Source organism: Chryseobacterium sp. Leaf404, from assembly GCF_001424145.1.
In the GTDB taxonomy this organism is placed as follows: Bacteria; Bacteroidota; Bacteroidia; order Flavobacteriales; family Weeksellaceae; genus Chryseobacterium.
The window spans coordinates 171,748-194,859 of record NZ_LMQM01000013.1 but is presented as its reverse complement, the minus strand read 5'-3'; the positions used below and the strand labels follow the sequence as shown (position 1 = coordinate 194,859).

The window sequence follows — 23,112 nt, the reverse complement described above, 5'->3', positions numbered from 1 at the left end:
AAAAACATTTATAAAATTTTCAGTAATTTCTCCATATTTGTAGGCTGAGGCAGAGATAAACTATAAGGTAAATCTAAAAGTGTGTCATCAGATCATTGGTCTGTTTCGCATGTAAAAACAGTTCCTGAAAGAAGTTGTCATAGCATTCTTTCAGGAATTTTTTATTGTCTGTAAATGCCTCAAAAACGGGAATGTCTTTTTCTAAATATTTTGCCTTATTTAAAACATTTTTCATGCTGAAACCAATGTTTTTGTCATTTCTGTAGTTGTAAAGCCAATCCTCAGATTCCATTCGTGACAACATCAGTTTGAAATTTTCAGGAAATAAATGAATGTGTTGGTTTAATACTTTGTAAACATTCCGCGAATGTGATTTCCAGCCTTGTAAAGAATTAATTGATAGATCATTAGCTAAAAAGTAATCCATTGAAACATCTACAAAAGCACCGGAATATAATCTTACAAGCGGACTGAATACTTTCTTCGCCTCATGAATCGCAGGATGAGAATCTGTAAAAGTATCAATGGTGCGGTGCATGGTAATGCCATTTTGGATGTCTTTCGGGAAGGAAAAACGGTCTTTATTCCGGATGTAATCTTCCAGAAACTGCCCAACGATTTGTCCGTCAGAAAAAGAAAGAAAAGAGTGGGCGAGGAAGTTCATTTTTTTTTGTAATTAAGCTTTGGAGCGTTGTTAGGGCTTTAAGCCCTAACAACGCTTTACGTTATTTGATAGGATCATAATTTTGATGAAGCAGTCGGAAATTATCTAAACTGCCAAAAAGCGATATTATTTCTTTTGTAATTTTTCCATTCTGATTATTATTTAATATTTGTGGTAGTGAAGAGTGCTGGTAACTAAATATTTCGTTGGTTAAAAAATGTTTTTTAGGATTATTATGAATATATAGAATTGTTTTTATTAAATAATCATCAGATGTAATTAATCTTCTTCGAAAAGGAAGCTCAAAAAGCTTTCCTGTTCTGGAATAATTTTTATTCACTGCCTGCGTGTAGCTGTTGAAGACATTAGAAAACTGCTGACTTATAATCTTATCAACATCAATTTGTGCTTTTTCGCTGAAACTTTCACGGATTTCATTTTCAGATTTAGTTTTTATCAAAATATGAAAATGATTTGGGAGGAAGCAATATGCATATATTCCAGATACAGAGAGCACTTTATCTTTCAATAATTTTAAAAAGTAACTGTAGTTCTGACTTGAAAAAAAGATTTTATTACCATTAATACCTTTGTTGAAAATGTGGTAGAAGGAGTTTGGCTCCAGGTTAGTTACATATTTTTTCATCGTGTTTAAATTTAGCGATTTTAAAGCGTTGTTAGGGCTTTAAGCCCTAACAACGCTCAAAGATTAGAAGAGTCTCTCATGAAAATCCTCCACCTTGCTCACTTCTTCAATTATTATCCCGAATTTTTTCTTGGGTAGTTTATTCAGATTAGAAATGAAAATTTTCTCATAGCCCAGTTTTTCAGCTTCTGTAATCCTCTGCTCAGCCTGTGCAATCGGACGGATCTCTCCACTCAATCCAATTTCTCCGGCAAAACAGTAATGTTCTGAGATGGCAATATCTTCATTCGATGACAAAATTGAAGCAACAACCGCCAGATCCAAAGCAGGATCGTCTGTTTTTATCCCTCCCGTAATATTCAGAAAAACATCTTTTGCGCCCAATTGGAAACCTGCTCTTTTTTCTAAAACGGCAAGAAGCATATTCAGTCTTTTAGAATCAAAACCGGTGCAGCTTCTTTGTGGAGTTCCGTAAACGGCTGTGCTAACCAAAGCCTGAATTTCCAGAAGCATCGGTCGGTTTCCTTCCAGCGTTACGGCGACAGAATTTCCTGAAAGTTCTTCAGATTTTTTGGTAATTAAGATTTCTGATGGATTTTTAATTTCCTTTAAACCTTGTGAAACCATTTCATAAATACCGATTTCAGCAGTCGATCCGAAACGGTTTTTATTGGCTCTCAATAATCTGAAAAGGTGATTTCTGTCGCCGTCAAAATTCAAAACAACGTCCACCATGTGTTCCAGAACTTTTGGTCCGGCAATTTGCCCATCTTTCGTGATGTGACCAACTAAAAATACGGGAACATTGTTTTCTTTGGCATATTTAATAATCTCATTCGAACATTCACGGATTTGCGAAACTGTTCCTGGTGAACTTTCAATCAGCTGTGACTGCAAGGTTTGAATGGAATCAATAATCACAAAATCGGGTTCCAGTTTTTTGGCTTCGTGAAGAATTTTTTCCAAAGAAGTTTCTGTGTACAGAAAACAGTTTGGATTTTTGATTTCAGCCAAACGGTCGGCTCTCATTTTGATTTGAGAAGCACTTTCTTCACCGGAAACATAGAAAATTTTCTTCTTCATTTTTAAAGCCAGCTGAAGAAGCAGGGTAGACTTTCCAATTCCCGGTTCGCCACCAATCAACGTGACCGATCCCAAAACAATTCCACCGCCCAAAACTCTGTTGAGTTCATCAGAAGGCGTTTTTATTCTCGGTTCTTCCACAGCTTCAACTTCAATAATGTTGATGACGTGCTGTTTTGATTTTGAAAAAGGGGGCGTTTTTGATGAGGTTTTTTCTACAATTTCTTCTACCAGAGTGTTCCATTCAAGACAATTTTTACATTGCCCTGTCCACTGTGGATATTGTGAACCGCAGTTCTGACAGAAATATGCTGTTTTAAGTTTTGCCATACTGCTAAGTTGAAGATTTTTTTTGAAATTTTCTTAATTTTAGGAGATGAAAAATGTTATTCTGAAAAGCAGCCAGATATTTACTCTCATGGCTATGCTGAATTTTCTGCTTAGTGTTGTTGCGATTTACATCTTAGGACTACCTGGTGAAAGTTTGGGAATGGCTCCATTCCTAATTCTTCTTAAATGTGTTTTTACTCTAATTGTCGCCTTTATCACAGTGTTATTATTTAAGAAAAACTACAATTCAGTATTGAGAATCGCATTACTGTTTGAAATTATTTACCTTATAAGTTTGGTTATTTCGGGCTTTAATCCGTTTGGATTAAAAGAAGACAATATTTACAGCATGCTCATCTACCTCAATTCTTTTATTGTGTTGTTTTTCATCTTTTATGGTAGCCAATTAGTTTCATCCAAGAGAAGATCTTAACATAAATCAATGTCTTATTGTTTAAAGATTTATATCTTTGTTTCGTTTTAAAGCAATAAATAATTGTTTTGATTTTAAAATGTTTATAATAGTTTTTCATATTATATAATTTGGTTTGGGTAAAGGTTTTCGATAGCAGTATTGGAAACCTTTTTTGTTTCAAAAATTATTTTTAAGTGCAACAAAATTGCTTTGCTTTTCTTTTTGTCCTAACTTTGCACAAACCTAATCTAATGAGTAAAAAGAATACAAAGTACATCTTTGTGACAGGAGGTGTAACTTCATCTTTGGGAAAGGGAATCGTTTCTGCTTCTCTTGGTCTATTGCTAAAATCACGTGGCTTCAATGTAACAATTCAAAAACTTGATCCTTATATCAATATCGATCCGGGTACTTTAAATCCTTATGAGCACGGTGAATGCTATGTAACCGAAGATGGTGCAGAGACGGATCTGGATTTAGGTCACTACGAGCGTTATCTTGACTCGCCAACTTCTCAGAATAACAACGTTACCACAGGGAAAATCTACCAGACTGTAATCGAAAAAGAAAGAAAAGGAGACTTCCTTGGAAAAACAGTTCAGGTAATTCCTCATATTACCAACGAAATTAAGCGCAGAATTAAAATTCTATCCAAACAAAATTACGATATCATCATTACCGAAATCGGCGGAACTGTAGGAGATATTGAATCTTTACCTTACATCGAAACTGTTCGTCAGCTGAAATGGGAACTGGGTGAGAAAAATTCTATGGTAATTCACTTAACTTTATTACCATATCTGGCTTCAAGTGGAGAATTAAAAACAAAACCTTCCCAGCATTCGGTTCGTCAGTTGATGGAAAGCGGAATTATGGCTGATGTTTTGGTTTGCCGTACCGAACATAAAATTCCAAAAGATCAGAGAGCAAAATTAGCTCAGTTCTGTAACGTTCCTTTGGATAATGTGATTGAGTGTAAAGATTTGGAAACGATTTACGAAGTTCCGATGTACCTTCAGAAACAAAACTTTGATGATGTAGTTCTTAAAGAATTAGATTTAAAAAGTGATAAGGAAGCTGATCTTAAAGACTGGAAAACTTTCCTTAAAAAATTCCAGAATCCGAAGAGAACTGTTGAAATTGCCTTAGTTGGAAAATATATTTCGCTACAGGATTCTTATATTTCAATTGCTGAAGCTTTCAAGCATGCAGGTGCAGATTTGGAAACTGAAGTGAAAATCAGATGGGTTTACAGTGGTGATTTAACCAAAGAAAATATCAAAGAATCATTAGACGGAGTTTCCGGTATTTTGGTTGCCCCAGGATTTGGTGACAGAGGTATTGAAGGTAAAATTCTTACTGCTCAGTACGCAAGAGAAAATAAAGTTCCGATGTTGGGAATTTGTTTGGGAATGCAGATTATGACTGTTGAATTCGCAAGAAACGTTTTAGGATATACAAAAGCCAACTCAATGGAGTTTGATACTTCAACAGAGCATCCTGTAATTTCTTTAATGGAAGAACAGAAAAATGTAGTGGATAAAGGTGGAACAATGCGTCTTGGAGCCTGGAAATGTGCCGTTAAAAATGGATCTAAATTATCTGAAATCTACGGAAGCAAACATATTTCTGAAAGACACCGTCACAGATACGAATTCAACAGTGATTATATCGCAGAATTTGAAGATAATGGTTTTGTGGCAACAGGTACAAACCCTGAAACGGGATTGGTAGAAGCTTTGGAAATGCACGATCACCCGTTCTACGTTGGGGTGCAGTATCACCCGGAATACAAGAGTACAGTAGCCACTCCGCATCCTTTGTTCAGAGCTTTCATTAAGGCTTGTTCGGGAAAATAACACGATTTACAAACCTTCAGGGTATTCAAACCTTGAAGGTTTATCGAATATAAAGTAATTTAAAAATTACAAACGTCATAGATAAACTCAGACTGATCTTTCTCAGCCTGAGTTTATTATATAGTAACATATTATAATATAGAGTTCTGATAAAAAAACAGTATTTTTGTCGACTCAAAAAAGTGATAAAATTATTACTTCATTAAATTTAAAAATTTTAATTAAAATAAAATGCAACAGAACAAAGGACTCGATAAAAGTCAGATGATTAGTTTTGCGGTTTTATGTTTGGTTCTTTTCGGATTCATGTTTTATTTCCAGAGAAATAGTGCTGAAGAAGAAAAACTTAAAGCTGAACAACAGAAAACAGAACAGGCAAAAAGCGCTGTAAAGCAGACCCAGGCAGCTCAAATCAACACAAATGTAACTCCGGGAGCGATTCAAAATGTAAATCTTGCAAATGATGAGCTTAAAATTGAATTCTCAAGTTTAGGAGGGCAGGTTTCTAAGGTTGAGCTTGCAAAATTCAAGGCTTACAACCACAAAACTGATGTTGCAGACCTTCCACTTTATTTAATCACGAAAAACAACTCCAACTATGGTTTTCAGTTTAAAGATAAAGCAGGTAAAACCATCAATACTAAAGATTTAGTTTTTACCCCTTCAGTTGCTGGAAATGTAGCAACGTTGACGGCTAATGTTAACGGTGCTGTTATTCAGTTTGTCTACACTCTGATGCCGAAATACACTGTTGATTTTAAGGTTAGAACTAAAGGTTTAGCTAATGTATCTTCCGACAACAAAGCAGATTTTATCTGGGATTACAATGTAAGAAATCTTGAAAAAGGTAGAGCTCAGGAGCAGTCTCATTCCGAATTCTCTTACGCGTTTAATAATTATAAAGATTATGATTATGACGGAAGAACAGATATGTCTGAAGATGAAGAAACCCTGAACTGGATTGGCGTAAAACAGCAGTTTTTCTCTTCAGTAATCGAATCTAAAACAGGTTTCACAAACAGTAAAGGGAATCAGGAAACCATTGAGGAAGGAGAATACCTTAAAAAATTAAATTTTGAAGGTTTTGTAGGAATGAGCGGTGGTGAGTTGAATCAGGATTTCACGTGGTATTTCATGCCCTTGGATTTGCCATTGTTAAAATCTTACGACAAAAATTTTGATGAAATTTTACCATTAGGTTGGTCATTTATTGGAGCAATGAACCGTTATTTCTTCATGCCCATGTACAATTTCATTGCAGAATGGGGACTATCTGCAGGTTGGGTAATTTTCCTGATGACGATTATTGTGAAACTGATTTTGTCACCAATCATGTACAAACAGCACAAGCTGAGTGCAATGATGAGAGTGATTCGTCCGGAAATTGATGAAGCAACTGCTAAATTAAAGGATGCTGATCCAATGAAGAAGCAGCAGGCAACAATGGAAATTTACAGGAAAGCTGGCGTAAATCAAATGGCGGGATGTCTTCCGGCGTTGGTACAGATCCCGATTTTCTACGCATTATTCCGTTTCTTCCCGAACTTTATTGATTTGAGAGGTAAGGGTTTCTGGTTTGCAAAAGATCTTACAGCTTATGATGATTTGATTAAATTACCATTTAATGTACCGTTTTTAGGTGAACATTTAAGTGTTTTTGCACTTGCATGTACGGTGGTGATTTTAATTTATACAGTAATGACTTCTGGAAATATGCAGCAGCCACAACAGGAAGGAATGCCGAACATGAAAGTATTAATGTATATTTTCCCGATTACGTTCTTATTCTTCCTGAACACTTCTGCATCCGGTTTGTCATGGTATTATTTTGTGTCTAATGCGATTAACATTTTGATTATTTTAGTGATTAAATATCTGATCTTAGATGAAAAGAAAATTCATGCACAGATTCAGGCGAACAAAGAAAAGCCTAAAACCGAAAGCAAATTCCAGAAGAGAATGCGTGAAATGATGGAAAAAGCTCAGGAGCAGCAAAAAGCTCAGGGTCAGCAGGGATCCAGAAAGAAATAGAGGTTTTTACAAACCATTTAAAATATAATGAGAAGCAGAATGATGCTTCTCATTTTTTATTTGTAATCTGTTTAAATAATTTCCGTTGGCTTTATAATTTGTTAATGTTAAATTAATCAAACAATCAATCGTATTTCAGTCTGAAAGACTTTCTGTGATGCAGAGTTGGACCATGTTGAATCAACGCTTTCTGATGATGTTTTGTGGCGTACCCGAAATTCGTATTCCATCCATATTCGGGATACTCTTCATGTAATCGCATCATTAAGAGGTCACGGTAATTTTTTGCCAGAATGGATGCAGCAGCAATGGCTAAAATTTTTGAGTCTCCTTTTACAATACATTCGTGAGGAATAAAATTGTAAGGATAAAACTTATTTCCGTCCACCAAAATAAACTCAGGCCTGACTGTTAACTTATCTAAAGCTCCATGCATAGCATGAATACTCGAATTAAGAATATTATGCTCATCAATATAGGATGGTGGAAGTTCATGAATGGCGTAGCACTTCACATGATCTTTTATATAGGCATCAAGATCCAACCTTGTTTTTAAATTTAATTTTTTAGAATCGTCAATAAGATTCTGCTCAAAAGTTTCATCAATAATTACTGCAGCTGCTACCACCGGTCCGCAGAGACATCCACGGCCAACTTCATCGCAGCCCGCTTCAACATATTGAGAGTATTTTTTTATTAGTTGATTCATCTGTACTTCCGCTAAAAAACATCTGCAAATATAAAAGGTATTTCTTTATTATTGAAATCATAAAAAACGTCTGGATATCCTTATACATTTGTAAAAATTTTGTAATTATTATAAAATCTGCACGTTGTGTTAAATATTTTTAACAAAACATTTGTTTAATTTAAGAAAGTTTCACATATTTGCATTTAGTAAAAAATAATCAATTTAAATATGAAGAAATTAACTGCTAGTGTTTTATTGGTTGTCGTGTCTTCTTCTATGGCATTAGTAAATGCACAGGATAGAAGAAATGATACAATACCTAAAACTACAGAAATCGCCGAAGTTGTTTTTGTTCAACCTATAACAGGTAGATTAAAAGTAAAAGACGAAGTTACTACAGCTCAGCAAATTATCAGCAACGAGCAATTAAAAGTAGCAAGTAATCCAAATGCAATAAATGCAATTGCAGGTAAAGCTTCTGGGGTAAGAATCAACCAGACTAACAATAGTGTAAACTCATCGCAGAGTATTGTTATTAGAACTCCGAACACCATCACAGGTAATACTGAAGCGCTAGTTGTAATTGATAACGTAATTTCATCAGCAAATGTGTTATCTCAATTACCACCAGATGCGATTGAATCTGTAAACATCATCAAAGGAGCTGGTGGAGCCGCACTCTATGGACCCCAGGGTGTAAATGGAGTTGTAGTGGTTACTACAAAAAGAGGTACTGCTTCTGGAGGATTGCGAATAAGCTTCAATTCAGCAGTGGATTTTGAAACTGTAGCATTTTTGCCAAAGAGACAAAGGACTTATGGTCAAGGATGGTTTGGAGATAAAATTCATGTAGAAAATGGAGCTTGGGGTCCTGCATTTACAGATCCAAATTTTGCTGGAACTACTCAGCCTTATGGTATACCCTTGTTTGATGCAAATGGAAATGGTACTATCGATGTGAATCCTAACGACAGTAACCCAGCTGGAGATGAGGCAGGATCAATAATGTCTCCATTTACTCCTTATGGAAAAGATAATATAAAAGATTTCTTTCAGACAGGAACGATTTACCAAAATACTTTATCAGTAGCTACAGGTAATAGAGATGGTTATTTCGGGATGAATATTGGTAGTTTAGAGAAGGAGTTTATAGTAGCTAATGATAAACTTAGTAGATATTCTGTTTTGTTAAAAGGTGGCGCTAAAGTCAATAGATGGTCTTTTGACGGACAGGTAAACTATATTAGAACTAAGAGTTCTGAAGCAGATGCAACAATCTACCATGATCTTCTTCAAAGTTCTTCAGATATTCCTATTGAAAAATTCAAGGATTACGCAGATACTGGATATGCATGGAATATTTATTATACAAGCCCATACTATAGACAGAAGAATATACGTGGAAATTCGGTAAGGAATTATTTCAATGTGATTGCGGGAGTTGGTTACGATTTCAATGATCATATCAAGATGACTTACCGTGGAAATATGAACTATACTGCATTGGAATCTAGTAGCTTTAATAATGGTTATGTTGCTGCACCTATATATAATGGTATAGTAAATGATATTCAATCGAATTATTTTGAGTCTACTCAAATTGCACAAAGATATTATGGTGATTTACTATTGAATGCCAACTATGATATTGCGACTGACTTGAATTTAGATGTAACCGTTGGACACAACTTTCAGGATACGAGAGCTAAAAATGGCCAAGCTGGTGGCACAGGTATTGTTATTCCAGGTCTTTATGCTATTTCTAACTTGTCCAGCCCTGCACAACCAAGTTCTTTAGCAAATAACAGAAGCCACAACAACGTACATGCATTGCTTGCTAATATTGATTTGGGTTACAAGAAATTCTTATTTGTAAATCTTACGGGTAGATATGAATTAAATTCATTGTTGGTTCAGGAGCAGTATGGTAATAAGTTTCAATACATCTATCCATCAGCGTCAGTATCATTTATTCCTACCAAAGCATTTGATTTTGGAGGGGATGTATTAAACTTTCTTAAAATTACAGCCGCTGTAGAAGGCACGAAAGGTACAGGTCCAATAGCTGCATACAACCTTGATCCTATTGCAAACATTGGGCCTGGTTATCCTTATGCATCCAGTGGATATATTAGTTATATACCACAAACAACGATATACAACGTTAATTTGAGACCTCAAAATATTTCTAAAGCAGAGGTAGGTGTTTCATTTGGAATGTTTAAGGATAGAATTACATTTGATGGTGCTATTTTTCAGACAAAGACATCAGATTTGATTACTTTTCAACAGACTTCAACTTCCTCTGGTGTAAATGGTCAGTGGGACAACGTAGGAGATCTTGAGGGTAGAGGTATTGAGATGAATCTTAATTTGGTTCCTATAAAAACCAAAGATGTACGTTGGGATATTGGTGCCAACTTTACAAGTGCATATACATTGGTAACTAAACTTGCTGATGGTGCAAAAGAAATTGCATTACTTTCTAATTCATATTCTGGTTTATTTGCTATCGAAGGTGAAAGATTAAATACGATTAAAGGTACTACTTACGTAAGAGATGATCAAGGTAGAATCGTTGTTGACGCCGTAACTGGGTTACCAAGAGTAAATTCTCAGTTAAGCATCCTAGGTCAAAGTACGCCAAAATATATTTTAGGATTTACAACTACCCTGAAAGTCAAAGGCTTTACATTATCTGCTACTGCTGATTACCGTACAGGTCACCAATTCTTTTCAGGTACAAAGAACAGTTTAGCATTCTCTGGTCAGTTAGAGGAATCAGCTTCTTTCGACAGAACTCAGGCTTATGTGATTCCTAATTCTGTATATCAGCAAGGAGGCACTTATGTGGCAAATACTAATCCTATTTATGCTACTACCTTGAACAATCCGACAAATCCAAATTTTAATCCAACATTTGCTTTATCTGAATACTATGGAGGTGCTCTATATAATCAAGTTGGGGAGAATTTTGTTTTAAATGCTACAGCATTTAAAGTACGTGAAATAGGACTTTCTTATACATTCAGCAAAACCCTTTTAGGCAATTCTAAAATTAATGAATTAACTATCGGAGTGCAGGCAAGAAATCCTTTCACAAAATTTGCAAAATCTAATAGAAATTATGATGATCCGGAAACATCATTTGAGGGTAATGGATCTTATGCAGGATATATCAGTAGTGATGCTGTACAATACCCTAACCTGAGAACTTTCGGAGGAAATATTGCTATTACATTTTAATTCTTAATTTCAAAATTTATAAAAATGAAAAAATATGTTTATATAGCGTTTGCAGCATTATCATTATCTTCTTGTGGGTTGGATGATAATACAGCTGTGAATGCTCCACAGATTGAATTGGTTTCGCCAGACAGATATTTAAGTGCTGCGCAAACAACCAATTATGATGTTGAGGTATCTGATATATTTCAGCTGTCTAATATTTGGATGAACAACTGGGCAGGGAATGTTTACTTTTTCGCTTCACCTATGAGTGCAGAATATCAAATGCAGGTCACTTCCGCATTTGCCCCTGCAAACAATTATTGGAATAATAGCTATTTGGCTATGAGTAGATATGAGAATATTTATAACAATCCCAAAGCTGCTCAGTATACTCACCATGCTGCTATTGCTAAAATTATGATGGCTAACAGTATGCAGTATATTGTAGACTTCTACGGTGACGCACCTTTTTCTGAAGCTTTCAAAAGAGAAGCTAATCTTACTCCCAAATATGATAAAGGAGAAGACATATACAGAAATCTTGTAGTATTGCTTAATGAAGCTATTGCTACAATAGATAATCCCGCTTCTCCTCAATTTCCTGTAGGTGATGAGGATGTGGTTTTAGGTGGAGATATGGCAACCTGGAAAAAAGTAGCAAACACAATAAAGTTAAGAATACTTTTAAGACAGTCAAAGGTAACTGATTCAAACATCAGATCTTTTGTAACTGCTCAATTACAGACTTTGGCAGGTGCACAATTTGTAAATTCTAATATTGCAATTAATCCGGGATATGGAAATGCAAATGCTGGCCAACAAAATCCATTAATTAATAATTATGGATATGTGATTTTTGATGGTTCTGCAATTAACACCAATGGGTGGAGATATATTATGATATCTAATCATTTTGCGACATTATTAAATGGATCAAATGCTAAGACTTTAGCTACAGTAGATACTCGTCGTGGTCTTATGTATTTAGCTGCAGGAGGAACTATCAGAGGGATCAACCAAGGTGAAGGTCAAATTGCTGGTGCAACAGAAGCTTCATTTTCGAGATTGAGCTGGAGATTTTTGAATAATTCATCAGCTACTACTAATTCGGAGATTGATGGTTATATAATGACTGCTGCAGAATCATATCTTCTACAGGCGGAAGCTGCGGAATTATATCCTGCTGTTTTCTCTAACGCTCAAGGTAATTATAATGCTGGTATTGCTGCATCTTTTGCGATTTTGGGAGGTACTGCTGCACAGGCAACTGCGTATACTAACTCGCTAAATTCTAAGCCTTACGGTTGGAACGGAACAGATGGGCATATCGCTGCGATTCAATATCAGAGAATGGTTGCTTTACATTTCTTCAAGCCACAGGAAACTTATATCAACTATTTGAAAACTGGTTTCCCTGTTACGCCATTAGCGCTTACAGCTACTCAGCCTAACAAGCCTTGGAGATTAGTTTATCCTGGTAGAGAGTACAATACGAACAGTGCGAATGTTCCTGTAGTAAATCAAGCAGATGTATTTGTAAAAAATCAGTTCACTCCTTTCTGGAACAGAAACTAATTTTAGCAAAGCTCAAATTATACTATAAACCGCCTTCGGGCGGTTTTTTTATTTCCGTATATTTGTATTTCAAACGATAAATAATGAATATTAAAAATATTATAGAAGAGAAACTGGCAGAGATTATTCTTAACGTCTATCAGTTGAAAGATATAAAACTTGAAATTCAGGAGAATAAAACTGAATATGAAGGCGATTTTACCATTGTTACTTTTCCTTTGGTGAAACAGTTGAAGAAAAACCCTGAAAGCATTGGGGTAGAACTTGGACAGGCGTTAACTGAGCAAACCGAATTACTGGAAAGTTTCAATGTGGTGAAAGGATTTTTAAATGTGAAAGTTAAAAATCAGTTTTTTGTCAATCAGTTTAAAAGCGTTTCAGAACAGTTTTCAAATATAGAAAAGAAAAACGAAACCGTAATGGTGGAATATTCTTCACCGAATACCAACAAACCGCTTCACCTGGGGCACGTAAGAAACAATCTTTTAGGTTTTTCCGTGGCTCAGATTCTTGAAGAAGCCGGCTATGGTGTGATCAAAAGTCAGATCATCAATGACAGAGGAATTCATATCTGTAAGTCGATGCTGGCATGGGAGAAATTTGGAAAGGGTGAAACTCCGAAAACCGATCATGTGAAAGGGGATAAATTTGTAGGAAACTACTATGTAAAATTTGATCAGGAATATAAAAAAGAGATCTTCGCTTTGATGGAACAGGGAATTTCTGAAGATCAGGCGAAAAAAGAAGCCCCGTTAATGAAAGAAGCCCAAAAAATGCTTCTCGACTGGGAAAATGGTGACGAAAAAGTAAGAAATCTATGGAATGAAATGAACTCTTGGGTTTACAAAGGTTTCGGTGAAACTTATAAGAGACTTGGAGTAGATTTCGATCAGGTTCAGTACGAAAGCAATACCTATATTTTAGGAAAAGACATTATACAGGAAGGTTTGGATAAAGGTGTTCTGTTCCAGAAAGAAGACGGTTCGGTTTGGTGTGATCTGACGGATGAAGGTTTAGATCAAAAACTTTTGCTTCGTTCAGACGGAACTTCTGTTTATATGACTCAGGATTTAGGAACGGCGGTGGAACGCTTTAAAGAAAACAATCTTCAGAAGTTGATCTACACTGTAGGAAACGAACAGGATTATCATTTTCAGGTTTTGTTTAAAATATTAAAAAAACTGGGCTATGAATGGGCGGACAATTTATTCCACCTTTCTTACGGAATGGTAGAACTTCCGAACGGGAAAATGAAATCGCGTGAAGGAACTGTAGTTGATGCGGATGAGCTGATGCAGGATATGTTTGATATTGCAAAATCCAAATCTGAAGAGCTAGGCAAACTAGAAAATTTTACAGAGGTAGAAAAAAACATCAATTACGAAAGTATAGGAATTGGAGCTTTAAAATATTTTATGCTGAAAGTGGATCCTAAGAAAAAAATGCTGTTCAATCCTGAAGAAAGTATTGATTTTAACGGAAATACAGGTCCTTTTATTCAGTACACTTATGCCCGAATTCAATCTTTATTGCTCAAAGCCAATTACATGAACCGGGAAATTTTAGATGTAGAGTTGAATCAGTTTGAAAAAGAGCTGATTATGCAGCTTGCCAATTACAGGCAGGTGGTTGAAAAAGCAGCGGAAGTTCTCAGTCCGGCCTTGGTGGCTAATTATCTTTACGATTTGGTGAAATCTTACAACTCATTCTACCAAAGCAACATTATTCTGAAGCTTGAAGATGAAGATTTGAAACAGTTCAGATTAAATTTGTCAAATCTAACGGCTCAGACTATAAAAAAATCCTTAAACTTACTCGGAATAGGTACGGTAAACAGAATGTAAAAAGTAATCCTCCTGAAAATTTCGGGAGGATTTTTGTTTTAGGCAGGTTTTGCTTCCTGGCTTTTAAGGCTGTCCTGATATAATTTTGATTTACTCCATTTTGCATGTTTAGATGGCCAAATTCTGTATCCTTTTTTATAGGTGTACACCTTTGTAAATTCTGCCCCGAAAAATATCATCATGCATGAGTAATTGATCCAAAGCATCACCAGTACAATGGTTCCAGCAGTACCAAACGCAGAAGTAGGTTTAAATTCACTGAAATAGAGACTCAGTAAAAATTTACCCAAAGTGAACAGTGCTGATGTTAAAATGGCACCTTTCCAAACAGATTTCCAGCTGATTTCCACATCCGGTAAAACTTTGTACATCAGGGCAAAAAGCAGAGTGGTAATCGCAAATCCTATAGTGAAGTTTATAATTTCGATGACGTAATAAGTTTCAAGCCCAATATTTCTTGCAATAAAATCGTTTAAAATACTGATGACGAGCGTTAATACCATTGTAATTACAAGCAGAAAGCCTAAAATAAGAATCATTCCCAGAGAATTTGCCCTGTCCAGTAAAAATTTTGTTAAGGCCTTTTTTGGCGCAGCTTCCACATCCCATAAGTTATTTAGTGATTTCTGCAGCTGAAAAAATAACGTGGTTGCACCAAAAACCAGTGATCCAATCCCTACGATTTTCATGAATATATTTTCCTTATCAATCAATGCTCCGGCAATCATCTCTTCTACGCTTTTGGCGGCTTCAGACCCCATCATACCACTGATTTGTGTACTGATCTGCCCCCGTATCGCTTCTTCACCAAAAAAATATCCGGCTGACCAGATGATTATAATCAGTAATCCCGGAATTGAAAATATGGCATAATAAGCCAGACTTGCAGAATCATTGGATGCATTGGAATTATTCCATTCCGTGAAGGTTTCTTTGACGGTTTCCCAGAAAAATTTCAGTTCTTTCAGCATGATTTTTTTGTTAACAGTTGTGATTTGGTAATGTAGAATAGACCCTTTTTAAAAGACTTTATAGGAGATTTAAGGCAAAGATTATTCCTTAAAAGGTTTTCCAGCCGATTTTTTTAATCGTCCGGTACCAGAGATTTTTTAGATCAAACTTATCTTAAATCTTTAGTTACCATGATTAATATGAAATAATACAAAACTTAGGTTTTAGCTTAAAAGTATTGAGATGTATTAAAACAAAAACGGACTAAAGCCCGTTTGTAAAGATGTTGATATGTTTTTCACCATATTTTAAGCTAAAAGCCACCTGTCAACCGATTTTTAGAACGGATATCCAATGGCAATATTCAAAATTAAGTTATCCCGTCTCCAGCTTCCTTCACCGAATTTAACTCTGTCTAAAACCCAACGGTCGCCCTTTTCGTAGTAAGGAACTCTCAGCGGCATCGCTAAATCAAGTCTCAAAATTAAAATTGAAAAATCAAGTCTCAGACCAACTCCGGCTCCTACTGCAACTTCGCTTATAAAGTCTTTTGAAAATTTTCCGCCAGGTCGCAGATTAACGCCATCTTCTATATCATCATTGATGAGCCAGATATTTCCGGCATCTACAAAGGCGGCAACATTTAAAAACTTATAAAGATTGGCGCGGTATTCAGCATTCAATTCGAGTTTTACATCTCCAGCCTGATCAAAAATTGCTGTGGTTTCTTTTGCTGTTCTGGGGTCGTAACTTCCCGGACCTAAGGTTCTTGCTCTGAACGCTCTGATACTGTTGCTTCCACCCACAAAAAACTGTCTTGAAAACGGAATGTGCAGAGAATTTCCGTAAGGTACAGCAACTCCCGCAATCAATCTTGTAGCTAATGAAGTTTTGTCTGAAAACTTGTGATAAAATCTCACATCATTTTCAATCTTCGCATATTGGCTGAAAGGAATTCCGAAAATATTTTTTTCCTTACCATCTTTCACGTTTGCTCCGGTTATGAGTCCGGTAATGTTTCCTGCCAAATCCAGCATTCCTTTGTAGTAGAAAGTATTTTTCTGAGGAAGCATTGTGGTGGAGTAGGTGTAAGAATAAGTAGGGCCAAAAATTAACTGCTCTGTTGTAACCCTTTTTAAATAAGGGTTTTGATCAGCAAGCGCAACGAATTTTGGTGTTACATCTGCGGGTCGTATCAACGAAACATCAATTAAATTAAGTTCATGTTCTTTCCGTACATTTTCTTTCCACTGGTATCCAAACGTAGCATTAAAAGTATTTAAAGAATATAAAGTTGTTCTGTTTTGAAATTCATAACCCAGTTTAATATTGGTACGCGGCACGAAGGCACTTGAAGAATTAAATCTGAACGGAGCCACAATCCTCGGAATCGAAAGCTGTGCATTTGCTCCCGCTCTGAAAATATTTTCTGCCTCTGCAGGTCCGCCAATCTGTACATCAAAAGCGCCATAAACAGAAGCTTTAAACTGCTCTGCACCACGGAAAAAATTTCTCTGCGTCCAGTTTAAATTTAATTCACTTCCCGCGTAGTTGGCAGAATTGGTTCTTCCTAAAGCTTCCAGTCGCAAAGATTGAAGTTCTCTCGGGGTTAGAATATAATAGGCATCAAATTTATGATTCAAAGAATCTGAAACAATAAATTCATTTTTTACAAATTTAAAAACACCTAAACTGATGAGCCTGTTTAAAGATAGATTGTGATCTTTTCGGTTATAAATATCTCCTTTGTTGAAATACAGGGCACGGTCAAAAACTCTCGGTTTGAATTTTTTATCGGGATCAACCACGTAAATATCTTTGTATTCATAACCTTTCAGAGAATCTTCACTCATCGGAATGCTGTATTTTCCTCTCTTTGCATCACGGAGATTATAGTTCGGGAAAACCACAACTTTATCAATGGTAAACTGCTCTTTTGCCAGTTTGGGAGTGTTTTCTTTTAACTTTACAATCAGCTCAACGTCATTTTTCTTTCTGCTCACCGTGCTGTCTGCCTGAACAATGATGTTATCCGGATTAAAATAATAAAAACCTTTATCCTTCAGCCCGTCATCGATTCTCTGTCTTTCAGCTTTAATTACATCAAGGTCGAAAGGGTTTCCGGATTTCAGTAAAGTCTTCTCTTTTAAGATCTGAATTTCCTGATTCACCAAACTTGAATCTGCCGGAAAATTCACATTGCTGATTAAATATCTTCCGCCAGGATTTAAAGTATAAATTACCTGCGCTTTTTTGTTTTTAGAAACCGTGTCATATTTTGCTCTGGAATTGAAATAGCCTTTATTTTCAGAATAATTAACTATAATATCTTTGTTAAATTCTCTGTCAACATCGCCCAACATTACAGGTTCTTCTCCGAATTTGTATTTCAGCCAATATCTGATTCCTTTTTCTTTCTTCGGTTCTTTGGTTGCATTGTATGCGTATAATTTTGGTCTTAAGCCTAAAAATGAAGAATTTGGTTTTGGTGTCAGGTTTTCTTCCAAAGCAGATTTGAGCTCTTTTTTTTCTTTTTTGGTTAAAGAGTCACTCTCAATTTTCACTTCTGCTCCTGTGTAAAGAAGCTGTCCGTCTTTCAAAAACTTCGTGTTGCTGCAGGAAATAATCGTCGCAGTAATTCCTGAAACCAAAAAATATTTACAGTATATATTGAGTTTATTTTTCATGTATATTATTTGAATTCTACGACTTCTTTATCTTTATTTCTTTTATTCTCGACACCTTCCCGGTTACGGTTATTTCTCGATTTTCTGAAAATGTCCCTGAATTTATCGTAATCCAAAGTAATTACAAAACCAAGTCCGGTTTCCACAATTTGTCCCTGTAATGCAACCTGATATTCATTTTTACGGTAAGCCCGCAACATGTATCTTCCGTCTCGCGAAAGGCTGTAATCAATAGTTACATCTCCGGCAATGTTGGTTGTATTTTCATCAGGTCTGGCCTCGCCTTCAACTCCGAAATTGCTTCCTACAGAGACTTTCAATCGGTCATTCAGTAATTTTTTGCTTAAACCAACATTCAGGTCAGTTCGGGTGTTTTGCGTTCCGGTAGAGTAGTCTTCGGTAGATTCCAGATCAAAATTCAGGTCAACTCCTTTGATTAAATTTCCGGCTAAATTATTCAGCTGCTGAGAAAGTATTTTACTCACACTCTGTCTTGCCATCGTCTCCGCAGAAACCCCGGAATTGCTTTCGAAAGGATTTTCACCCACAAATCTGTTGAGTAAAAGCAAAGCAAAAACCTGCTTGTTCATCTCATTAGGATCCTGTCTCAGCTGAGCAAGTTTTCCGTCTACAGTATCGGTAACTTCAGAGGAAACGGCGTTGTTTTTTTCGTCTGTGGTAATGTCAAACGTAATTTCCGGTTTCAAAAGTTCGCCTTTTAAAATCAATAATGTATTGAATGGAATTCTCTGTTTATACTGGTTCAGATTAGCCTGATCAACCTGCTGCTCCACAAGGTCAATCGGTGCGGTCTGCGTTTTATAAATGGCAGTGATATCAAGATTCGCGGTTGTAGGTTCGCCAGTCCAGGTAATTGTGCTTCCCTGCTGAATATCAAATTTTCTTTTCAACAAGCTTACAGACATTTCATAACTTCCTTTTTCTACAGCATAAACGCCCACCAGAGTTACTTTTCCTGAAGGGTCAATTCCTCCCGTAAGATCTGCTTCACCCTGAAGTTTTACGAAATCTCCTGCTGCTTTATCAATTACAATAGACATTTTTGCTTCTTTGCTCAACTCGATATTCACATTCACATCCAAACCTTTTATGGGACTCTGAGCGTCAATTGAGTCTGCTTTTATGGTTTGGTTTAAAGCGATCTGATCCTGATCAATAAATTCTACAATTCCGTCTCTTTCCTGCAATGAAGGGCTGGATTGTGGTAAAATAAAAGTAAAATCCGTGTTTTTTGAAACTGCCAGTCGTCCGTCAACTTTTGGTAAATCTAAATTTCCACGAACTTTCAAGGCTGCGTCAATTGCTAAAATTCCGTACATCATCGCATCGTTAGATTTTTCAGAATTCACTACTTTGAAATCTTTTGCATCCAGATCTAAATTAAATTTAAAGTCTTTGTAAGTCTGCGTCAAAACCTGTCCGTCGATATTTAAAGAATTTCCGTCTTTGTCTTTGATTTTAAAATTATCAAACTCAATTCCACGGCTGGTAAATCCTATTTTGTCGTTGATTCCTCTGAAATCACTTCCGGTCTGGGAAATCATCAGGCCAACATTATTCATTTTCACATCACCCAGAATTTTTGGTGCTGTGGTCGTTCCTGTAATTTTTAAATCTCCAGAAAGAAAACCTTCCGTATTGGTAATTGCATTTGCGGTAAAACCCTGCAGTGTTTTCATCTGAAGCTGATTCATTGCCAAATCCAAATCAAAACTGCTTAATGAAGTGTTGTAGTTTCCTGTAATTTTCACATCATTATTATTCCCGGAGAGAGCGATATCGGCAATCAGAAGATTGGCAGACTGGTTATTGACTTTAATGTCTAAATTCCCAACCGGACTTCCAAATACAAAAAGATCGGTCACGTCAATATCTGAAGTGAAAGTCATATTTTGGGTTAAATCTCTCAGTTGTGCCGTTCCATTGATTGTTCCCTTGGCTAAAAGTGAATCTTTTTTTATAATTTCTGTGAGGGTTTCGATTTTAAAATCCTTCAGCGAAACATTTAAAGGGCTTGCTGGTGAACTGCTTTCAGACTGTAATGAGATTTCCGCTCCCGAATTTGACAGGGTGAAATTATCCGCCACAATTCCCTGACTGAAAATTGAGATTTTGTTGTTTTCGGCAACCGTCCAGTCCATATAATTCAGTTTTAAACCGTTTGGTTTTAAAGAGATTTCCGTGATGTCATTCATCGATTTGGCATTTCCGGCAATCAGGAATTGGGTTGCATCTTTATCATCTTTGGTTGTTATGTTATAATTGATGATATTCTGAGCAACATCGCCATTGATATTTACTTTTTTTAAAGCAAAACTTTCACTGGCTAACGATGCAACACTCAAATCATACTGTAAAGCTTGATTTTCGTTGGTGATTTTTAAGCTGGTATTTTCCAGTGTGTTGGTTCCGTATAAAACCTGTGGAATCTGCGCGTCCAGCTCAATTGCCTGAGAATCTGCATTATAGTTTCCTTTAATATTGATGGTTTCAAAACTCTTCAGTTCAGGAACGAATTTTCTGATTAAGTCATCATTTTTAATCTTTGCATTTATGGTAAAAAACTGTCCGGCATCAATCTTCTGAGCTTTCCCAGGCTTTTGAAACTGATAGTATTGATTAAAAGTCTGCGTTAAAGCTCCAAAAATCTGCGTCAGTTTATATTTTCCGTTCAGTTCAACATCAGCAATCTGAGAATTGAATTTAATTAAGGTTGAATCTAACGTAGAAGCTGCATTCAATTTAATCTCCTGAAGCGGATAAACTTCTTTGGTATCTGAAATTGCAAAATTCTGTAAGTTTAAGTAACCGTTCAGATTGTCGGGATCTAGACTTTTAAAATCTCCGTCAATTCCACCGGCGATAATCATAGGCGAACTGTAAAAACCGAGTTTGTTGAGATCTAATTTGTTGATATTTCCATTGACTTTCACCGTAGGGTTGTCATTAAAAACACCCGAAGCAGCCAGATGTAAATTGGCATTCGGATCTTTTGAATTCAGATCAATATCATAAGCTCCACGGTTGATTTTGCCTTTCAGATTCATATTCTGATAGGTATAGCCTTTGTAAGTTGCAGATTTCACATCGCCCAGAAGATTTGCAGACATTGTTTTAGGATCAAAGCCCTCTCCTTTTGCATTTATTTGTGCGGTAATGCTTCCCAATTCCTTATTCTGAATGATTTTTCCAATCTTAAGGCTCTGAAGATTGGCTTTGACGTCAAATGTTTCTCTGTTTTTTCTCCGTAAATCAGCTTTTGCAATAATTGCAGCGTTGCCTAACGTTGAAGTAAGACGCAGATTGGTATCAACAACCTGAGTAGTCCCTTTAGCCGTTCCCCGAATTGTCATGAAGGAAGGCAAAGTAATATTTGTGGGAATTGTATTTTTAGGAACTAAATTGTAAATCGTTTTTGACGCAATAGAAAGCTCAGCAACATTCAAATCATAATACAGTTGCTTAGGATTTATTGCATTTTTGATTTTTCCTGAAGCCAAAACTTTCAACTGATCCAAACCTGAAACTTTCAGATTCTGAATTGCCAGATCGTTTACAGTACCTCTTACGAATGCGTTAACATTTAAAGTGGCATTCGGATATTTGTTGAAGGGAGCCGTATTTCTTAAAGTCGGAACAATATTTAAAATATCGGCAAAACCAATTTTTGAATCACGGATATCGGCTGAAATCTTTACCGCTCCAAGATTGGAAGAAAGTTGCTCAATAGAATTATAATTTAAAGCCACTTCATCTCTCAAAATCGTTTTCGGAGTCTGCAGATAAAGGTTTTTCAGATACGCTTCTTTTTCACTGTAAACAAAATCAGTGTTGAATTTTTGCACGTTCAAACCTCTCGCTTCCTGAATTTCTGCTGATTTTACAGAACCGGCAAAACCATTGTTTTCCATTTTAAAATTTCTGACGTCGAGATTCAGTTTGGCAAAATTCAGGTGATTGAAATCCATTCCGGAGCGGGTAGGAGCTACTGCAGTGTTGTTGTAAGCTACTTTTACATCATCCAAAAGTAATTTTCCCAAAATCACTTTCATCGCTTTTTCTTTCGTTGAATTTTTAGAGATTTCAGGATTTTCATCCTTTTTCGGATTGGCGTTTTCAGTAGGTGAAAATAAATTGGCGTTGATATTTGCGGCCGTCAAATAAATATTTCCAACGTTGTAATCATTATTTTCAAGATCAATTTTGTTTACTTTTGTGCTTAATTCTTTAAATAAAACTTTAGCGAAAGTTTTGGAATTATCATCGCCGTAATCAATATTGAAATTGGTCAGTTTTATTCCGTTCAAGCCCAGTTTCATTGGCTTTTTCTGATTGAGTGAATCAACAGTCTGCTCCACATTTTTGGCCACTTCTTCTACGAGATCCTGTTTCAGTTTTAATTTTAATCCGTCAAGATTAATATCGTTTACTGCGTAACTGTTGTTTTGAAGGTCAAACGTTTTAACTCTTGTATCGAAAGATTTAAAATAAGCCTGGATGTCGTTTTTAGACTGCTGATCATTGAAAGTAACGCCAATATCTTTTAGTTTGATTTTGTCTAAAGAAATAATGAAAGGCTTTGAAGGCTTCTGTTCCTGCTCTTTATCAGAAGTCGCAAAAGCATCAATTATATAATCAAAATTAAATTTCCCTTTTGAATCTCTTACCACGTTGGCCCGTACACCTTCCAGGTTAATGGACGTGATATCGGCTTTTGATTTAATGAGTTGCCACATATCTAAACCTACATCGAATTTTTTAACGGCAAGCAATGTGTCTATATTCTGCCCTTTCAGATAAAGGTTTTCCATCACCAGACTGTTAGGGAAAGCTATGTAAACTCTGTCAAGGCTTACCTTAGTTTTGATTTTTTTTTCCAGATAGACAATCAGTTTATCTTTTACAAAGTTCTGAACAGCTGGAAGACGAAGGCTGAGAATGAGTAGGGTCAAAAGCAGAATCACCGAAATAATAAAAATTCCGATGCGCTTGAGAAGCTTCCGATAATTTAGTTTTAGTGTCAAAAGTGGCGTTTTTAGGAGGATTAGCAGTCCTTAAAAAGTTATGTTAAATCCTACTGCAAT

General features: G+C 36.0%; 13 protein-coding genes. 6 read left to right on the top strand and 7 right to left on the bottom strand.

The window, feature by feature from the left end; translation table 11 throughout:
* Positions 1-73: 73 nt before the first annotated feature.
* From ASG31_RS15090 to radA, 3 genes are all read right to left on the bottom strand, one after another.
* Complete coding sequence (locus tag ASG31_RS15090) at positions 74-664, bottom strand: ACP phosphodiesterase (protein ID WP_056034533.1); 591 nt, start codon at positions 662-664, stop codon at positions 74-76.
* 61 nt (positions 665-725) lie between these two features.
* A complete protein-coding gene (locus tag ASG31_RS15085) occupies positions 726-1,124 on the bottom strand; it encodes a hypothetical protein (protein ID WP_206549405.1) in 399 nt (132 codons plus the stop codon).
* Between the two features lie 249 nt (positions 1,125-1,373).
* Complete coding sequence (radA, locus tag ASG31_RS15080; RefSeq protein ID WP_056034525.1) at positions 1,374-2,723, bottom strand: DNA repair protein RadA; 1,350 nt, start codon at positions 2,721-2,723, stop codon at positions 1,374-1,376.
* 46 nt (positions 2,724-2,769) lie between these two features.
* On the opposite strand from radA, the gene ASG31_RS15075 reads away from it, so the two are divergent.
* The 3 genes from ASG31_RS15075 to yidC all read left to right on the top strand — a co-directional run bounded on the left by ASG31_RS15075 (position 2,770) and on the right by yidC (position 7,028).
* Positions 2,770-3,156: a hypothetical protein gene (locus ASG31_RS15075; RefSeq protein WP_056034522.1), complete on the top strand. Its 387-nt coding sequence runs from the start codon at positions 2,770-2,772 to the stop codon at positions 3,154-3,156.
* 233 nt (positions 3,157-3,389) lie between these two features.
* Positions 3,390-4,997, top strand: coding sequence for a CTP synthase (locus ASG31_RS15070; protein ID WP_056034520.1), 1,608 nt, complete (start codon positions 3,390-3,392; stop codon positions 4,995-4,997).
* 231 nt (positions 4,998-5,228) lie between these two features.
* Positions 5,229-7,028: a membrane protein insertase YidC gene (gene yidC, locus ASG31_RS15065; RefSeq protein ID WP_056034517.1), complete on the top strand. Its 1,800-nt coding sequence runs from the start codon at positions 5,229-5,231 to the stop codon at positions 7,026-7,028.
* Positions 7,029-7,152: 124 nt separating this feature from the next.
* Here the strand turns inward: yidC and ASG31_RS15060 are convergent, their stop codons facing one another.
* A complete protein-coding gene (locus ASG31_RS15060; RefSeq protein ID WP_056034514.1) occupies positions 7,153-7,737 on the bottom strand; it encodes a ribonuclease HII in 585 nt (194 codons plus the stop codon).
* A gap of 210 nt (positions 7,738-7,947) precedes the next feature.
* Here ASG31_RS15060 and ASG31_RS15055 point away from each other — a divergent pair, with 210 nt between their 5' ends.
* The 3 genes from ASG31_RS15055 (at position 7,948) to argS (ending at position 14,369) form a co-directional block, all read left to right on the top strand.
* Complete coding sequence (locus ASG31_RS15055; protein WP_056034512.1) at positions 7,948-10,965, top strand: SusC/RagA family TonB-linked outer membrane protein; 3,018 nt, start codon at positions 7,948-7,950, stop codon at positions 10,963-10,965.
* A gap of 78 nt (positions 10,966-11,043) precedes the next feature.
* Positions 11,044-12,525, top strand: a complete 1,482-nt coding sequence (locus ASG31_RS15050; protein WP_231433767.1) for a SusD/RagB family nutrient-binding outer membrane lipoprotein — start codon at positions 11,044-11,046, stop codon at positions 12,523-12,525.
* Positions 12,526-12,608: 83 nt separating this feature from the next.
* Positions 12,609-14,369 carry an arginine--tRNA ligase gene (gene argS / locus ASG31_RS15045; protein WP_056034506.1) on the top strand — a complete coding sequence of 587 codons (1,761 nt, stop codon included), beginning with the start codon at positions 12,609-12,611 and terminating at the stop codon, positions 14,367-14,369.
* Positions 14,370-14,407: 38 nt separating this feature from the next.
* Here the strand turns inward: argS and ASG31_RS15040 are convergent, their stop codons facing one another.
* From ASG31_RS15040 to ASG31_RS15030, 3 genes are all read right to left on the bottom strand, one after another.
* Positions 14,408-15,340, bottom strand: coding sequence for a YihY/virulence factor BrkB family protein (locus tag ASG31_RS15040; protein ID WP_056034501.1), 933 nt, complete (start codon positions 15,338-15,340; stop codon positions 14,408-14,410).
* Positions 15,341-15,658: 318 nt separating this feature from the next.
* Positions 15,659-18,007 carry a BamA/TamA family outer membrane protein gene (locus ASG31_RS15035; RefSeq protein WP_056034495.1) on the bottom strand — a complete coding sequence of 783 codons (2,349 nt, stop codon included), beginning with the start codon at positions 18,005-18,007 and terminating at the stop codon, positions 15,659-15,661.
* Positions 18,008-18,012: 5 nt separating this feature from the next.
* Complete coding sequence (locus ASG31_RS15030) at positions 18,013-23,052, bottom strand: translocation/assembly module TamB domain-containing protein (protein WP_056034492.1); 5,040 nt, start codon at positions 23,050-23,052, stop codon at positions 18,013-18,015.
* Positions 23,053-23,112 lie beyond the last annotated feature (60 nt).

What these genes read in the sequence shown, in the direction of transcription:
- ASG31_RS15055 (WP_056034512.1), top strand. Translation starts at nt 7,948, where the DNA reads ATGAAGAAATTAACTGCTAGTGTTTTATTGGTTGTCGTGTCTTCTTCT.
- ASG31_RS15035 (WP_056034495.1), bottom strand. Translation starts at nt 18,007, where the DNA reads ATGAAAAATAAACTCAATATATACTGTAAATATTTTTTGGTTTCAGGA.
- argS (WP_056034506.1), top strand. Translation starts at nt 12,609, where the DNA reads ATGAATATTAAAAATATTATAGAAGAGAAACTGGCAGAGATTATTCTT.
- ASG31_RS15090 (WP_056034533.1), bottom strand. Translation starts at nt 664, where the DNA reads ATGAACTTCCTCGCCCACTCTTTTCTTTCTTTTTCTGACGGACAAATC.
- yidC (WP_056034517.1), top strand. Translation starts at nt 5,229, where the DNA reads ATGCAACAGAACAAAGGACTCGATAAAAGTCAGATGATTAGTTTTGCG.
- ASG31_RS15060 (WP_056034514.1), bottom strand. Translation starts at nt 7,737, where the DNA reads ATGAATCAACTAATAAAAAAATACTCTCAATATGTTGAAGCGGGCTGC.
- radA (WP_056034525.1), bottom strand. Translation starts at nt 2,723, where the DNA reads ATGGCAAAACTTAAAACAGCATATTTCTGTCAGAACTGCGGTTCACAA.
- ASG31_RS15070 (WP_056034520.1), top strand. Translation starts at nt 3,390, where the DNA reads ATGAGTAAAAAGAATACAAAGTACATCTTTGTGACAGGAGGTGTAACT.
- ASG31_RS15075 (WP_056034522.1), top strand. Translation starts at nt 2,770, where the DNA reads ATGAAAAATGTTATTCTGAAAAGCAGCCAGATATTTACTCTCATGGCT.
- ASG31_RS15040 (WP_056034501.1), bottom strand. Translation starts at nt 15,340, where the DNA reads ATGCTGAAAGAACTGAAATTTTTCTGGGAAACCGTCAAAGAAACCTTC.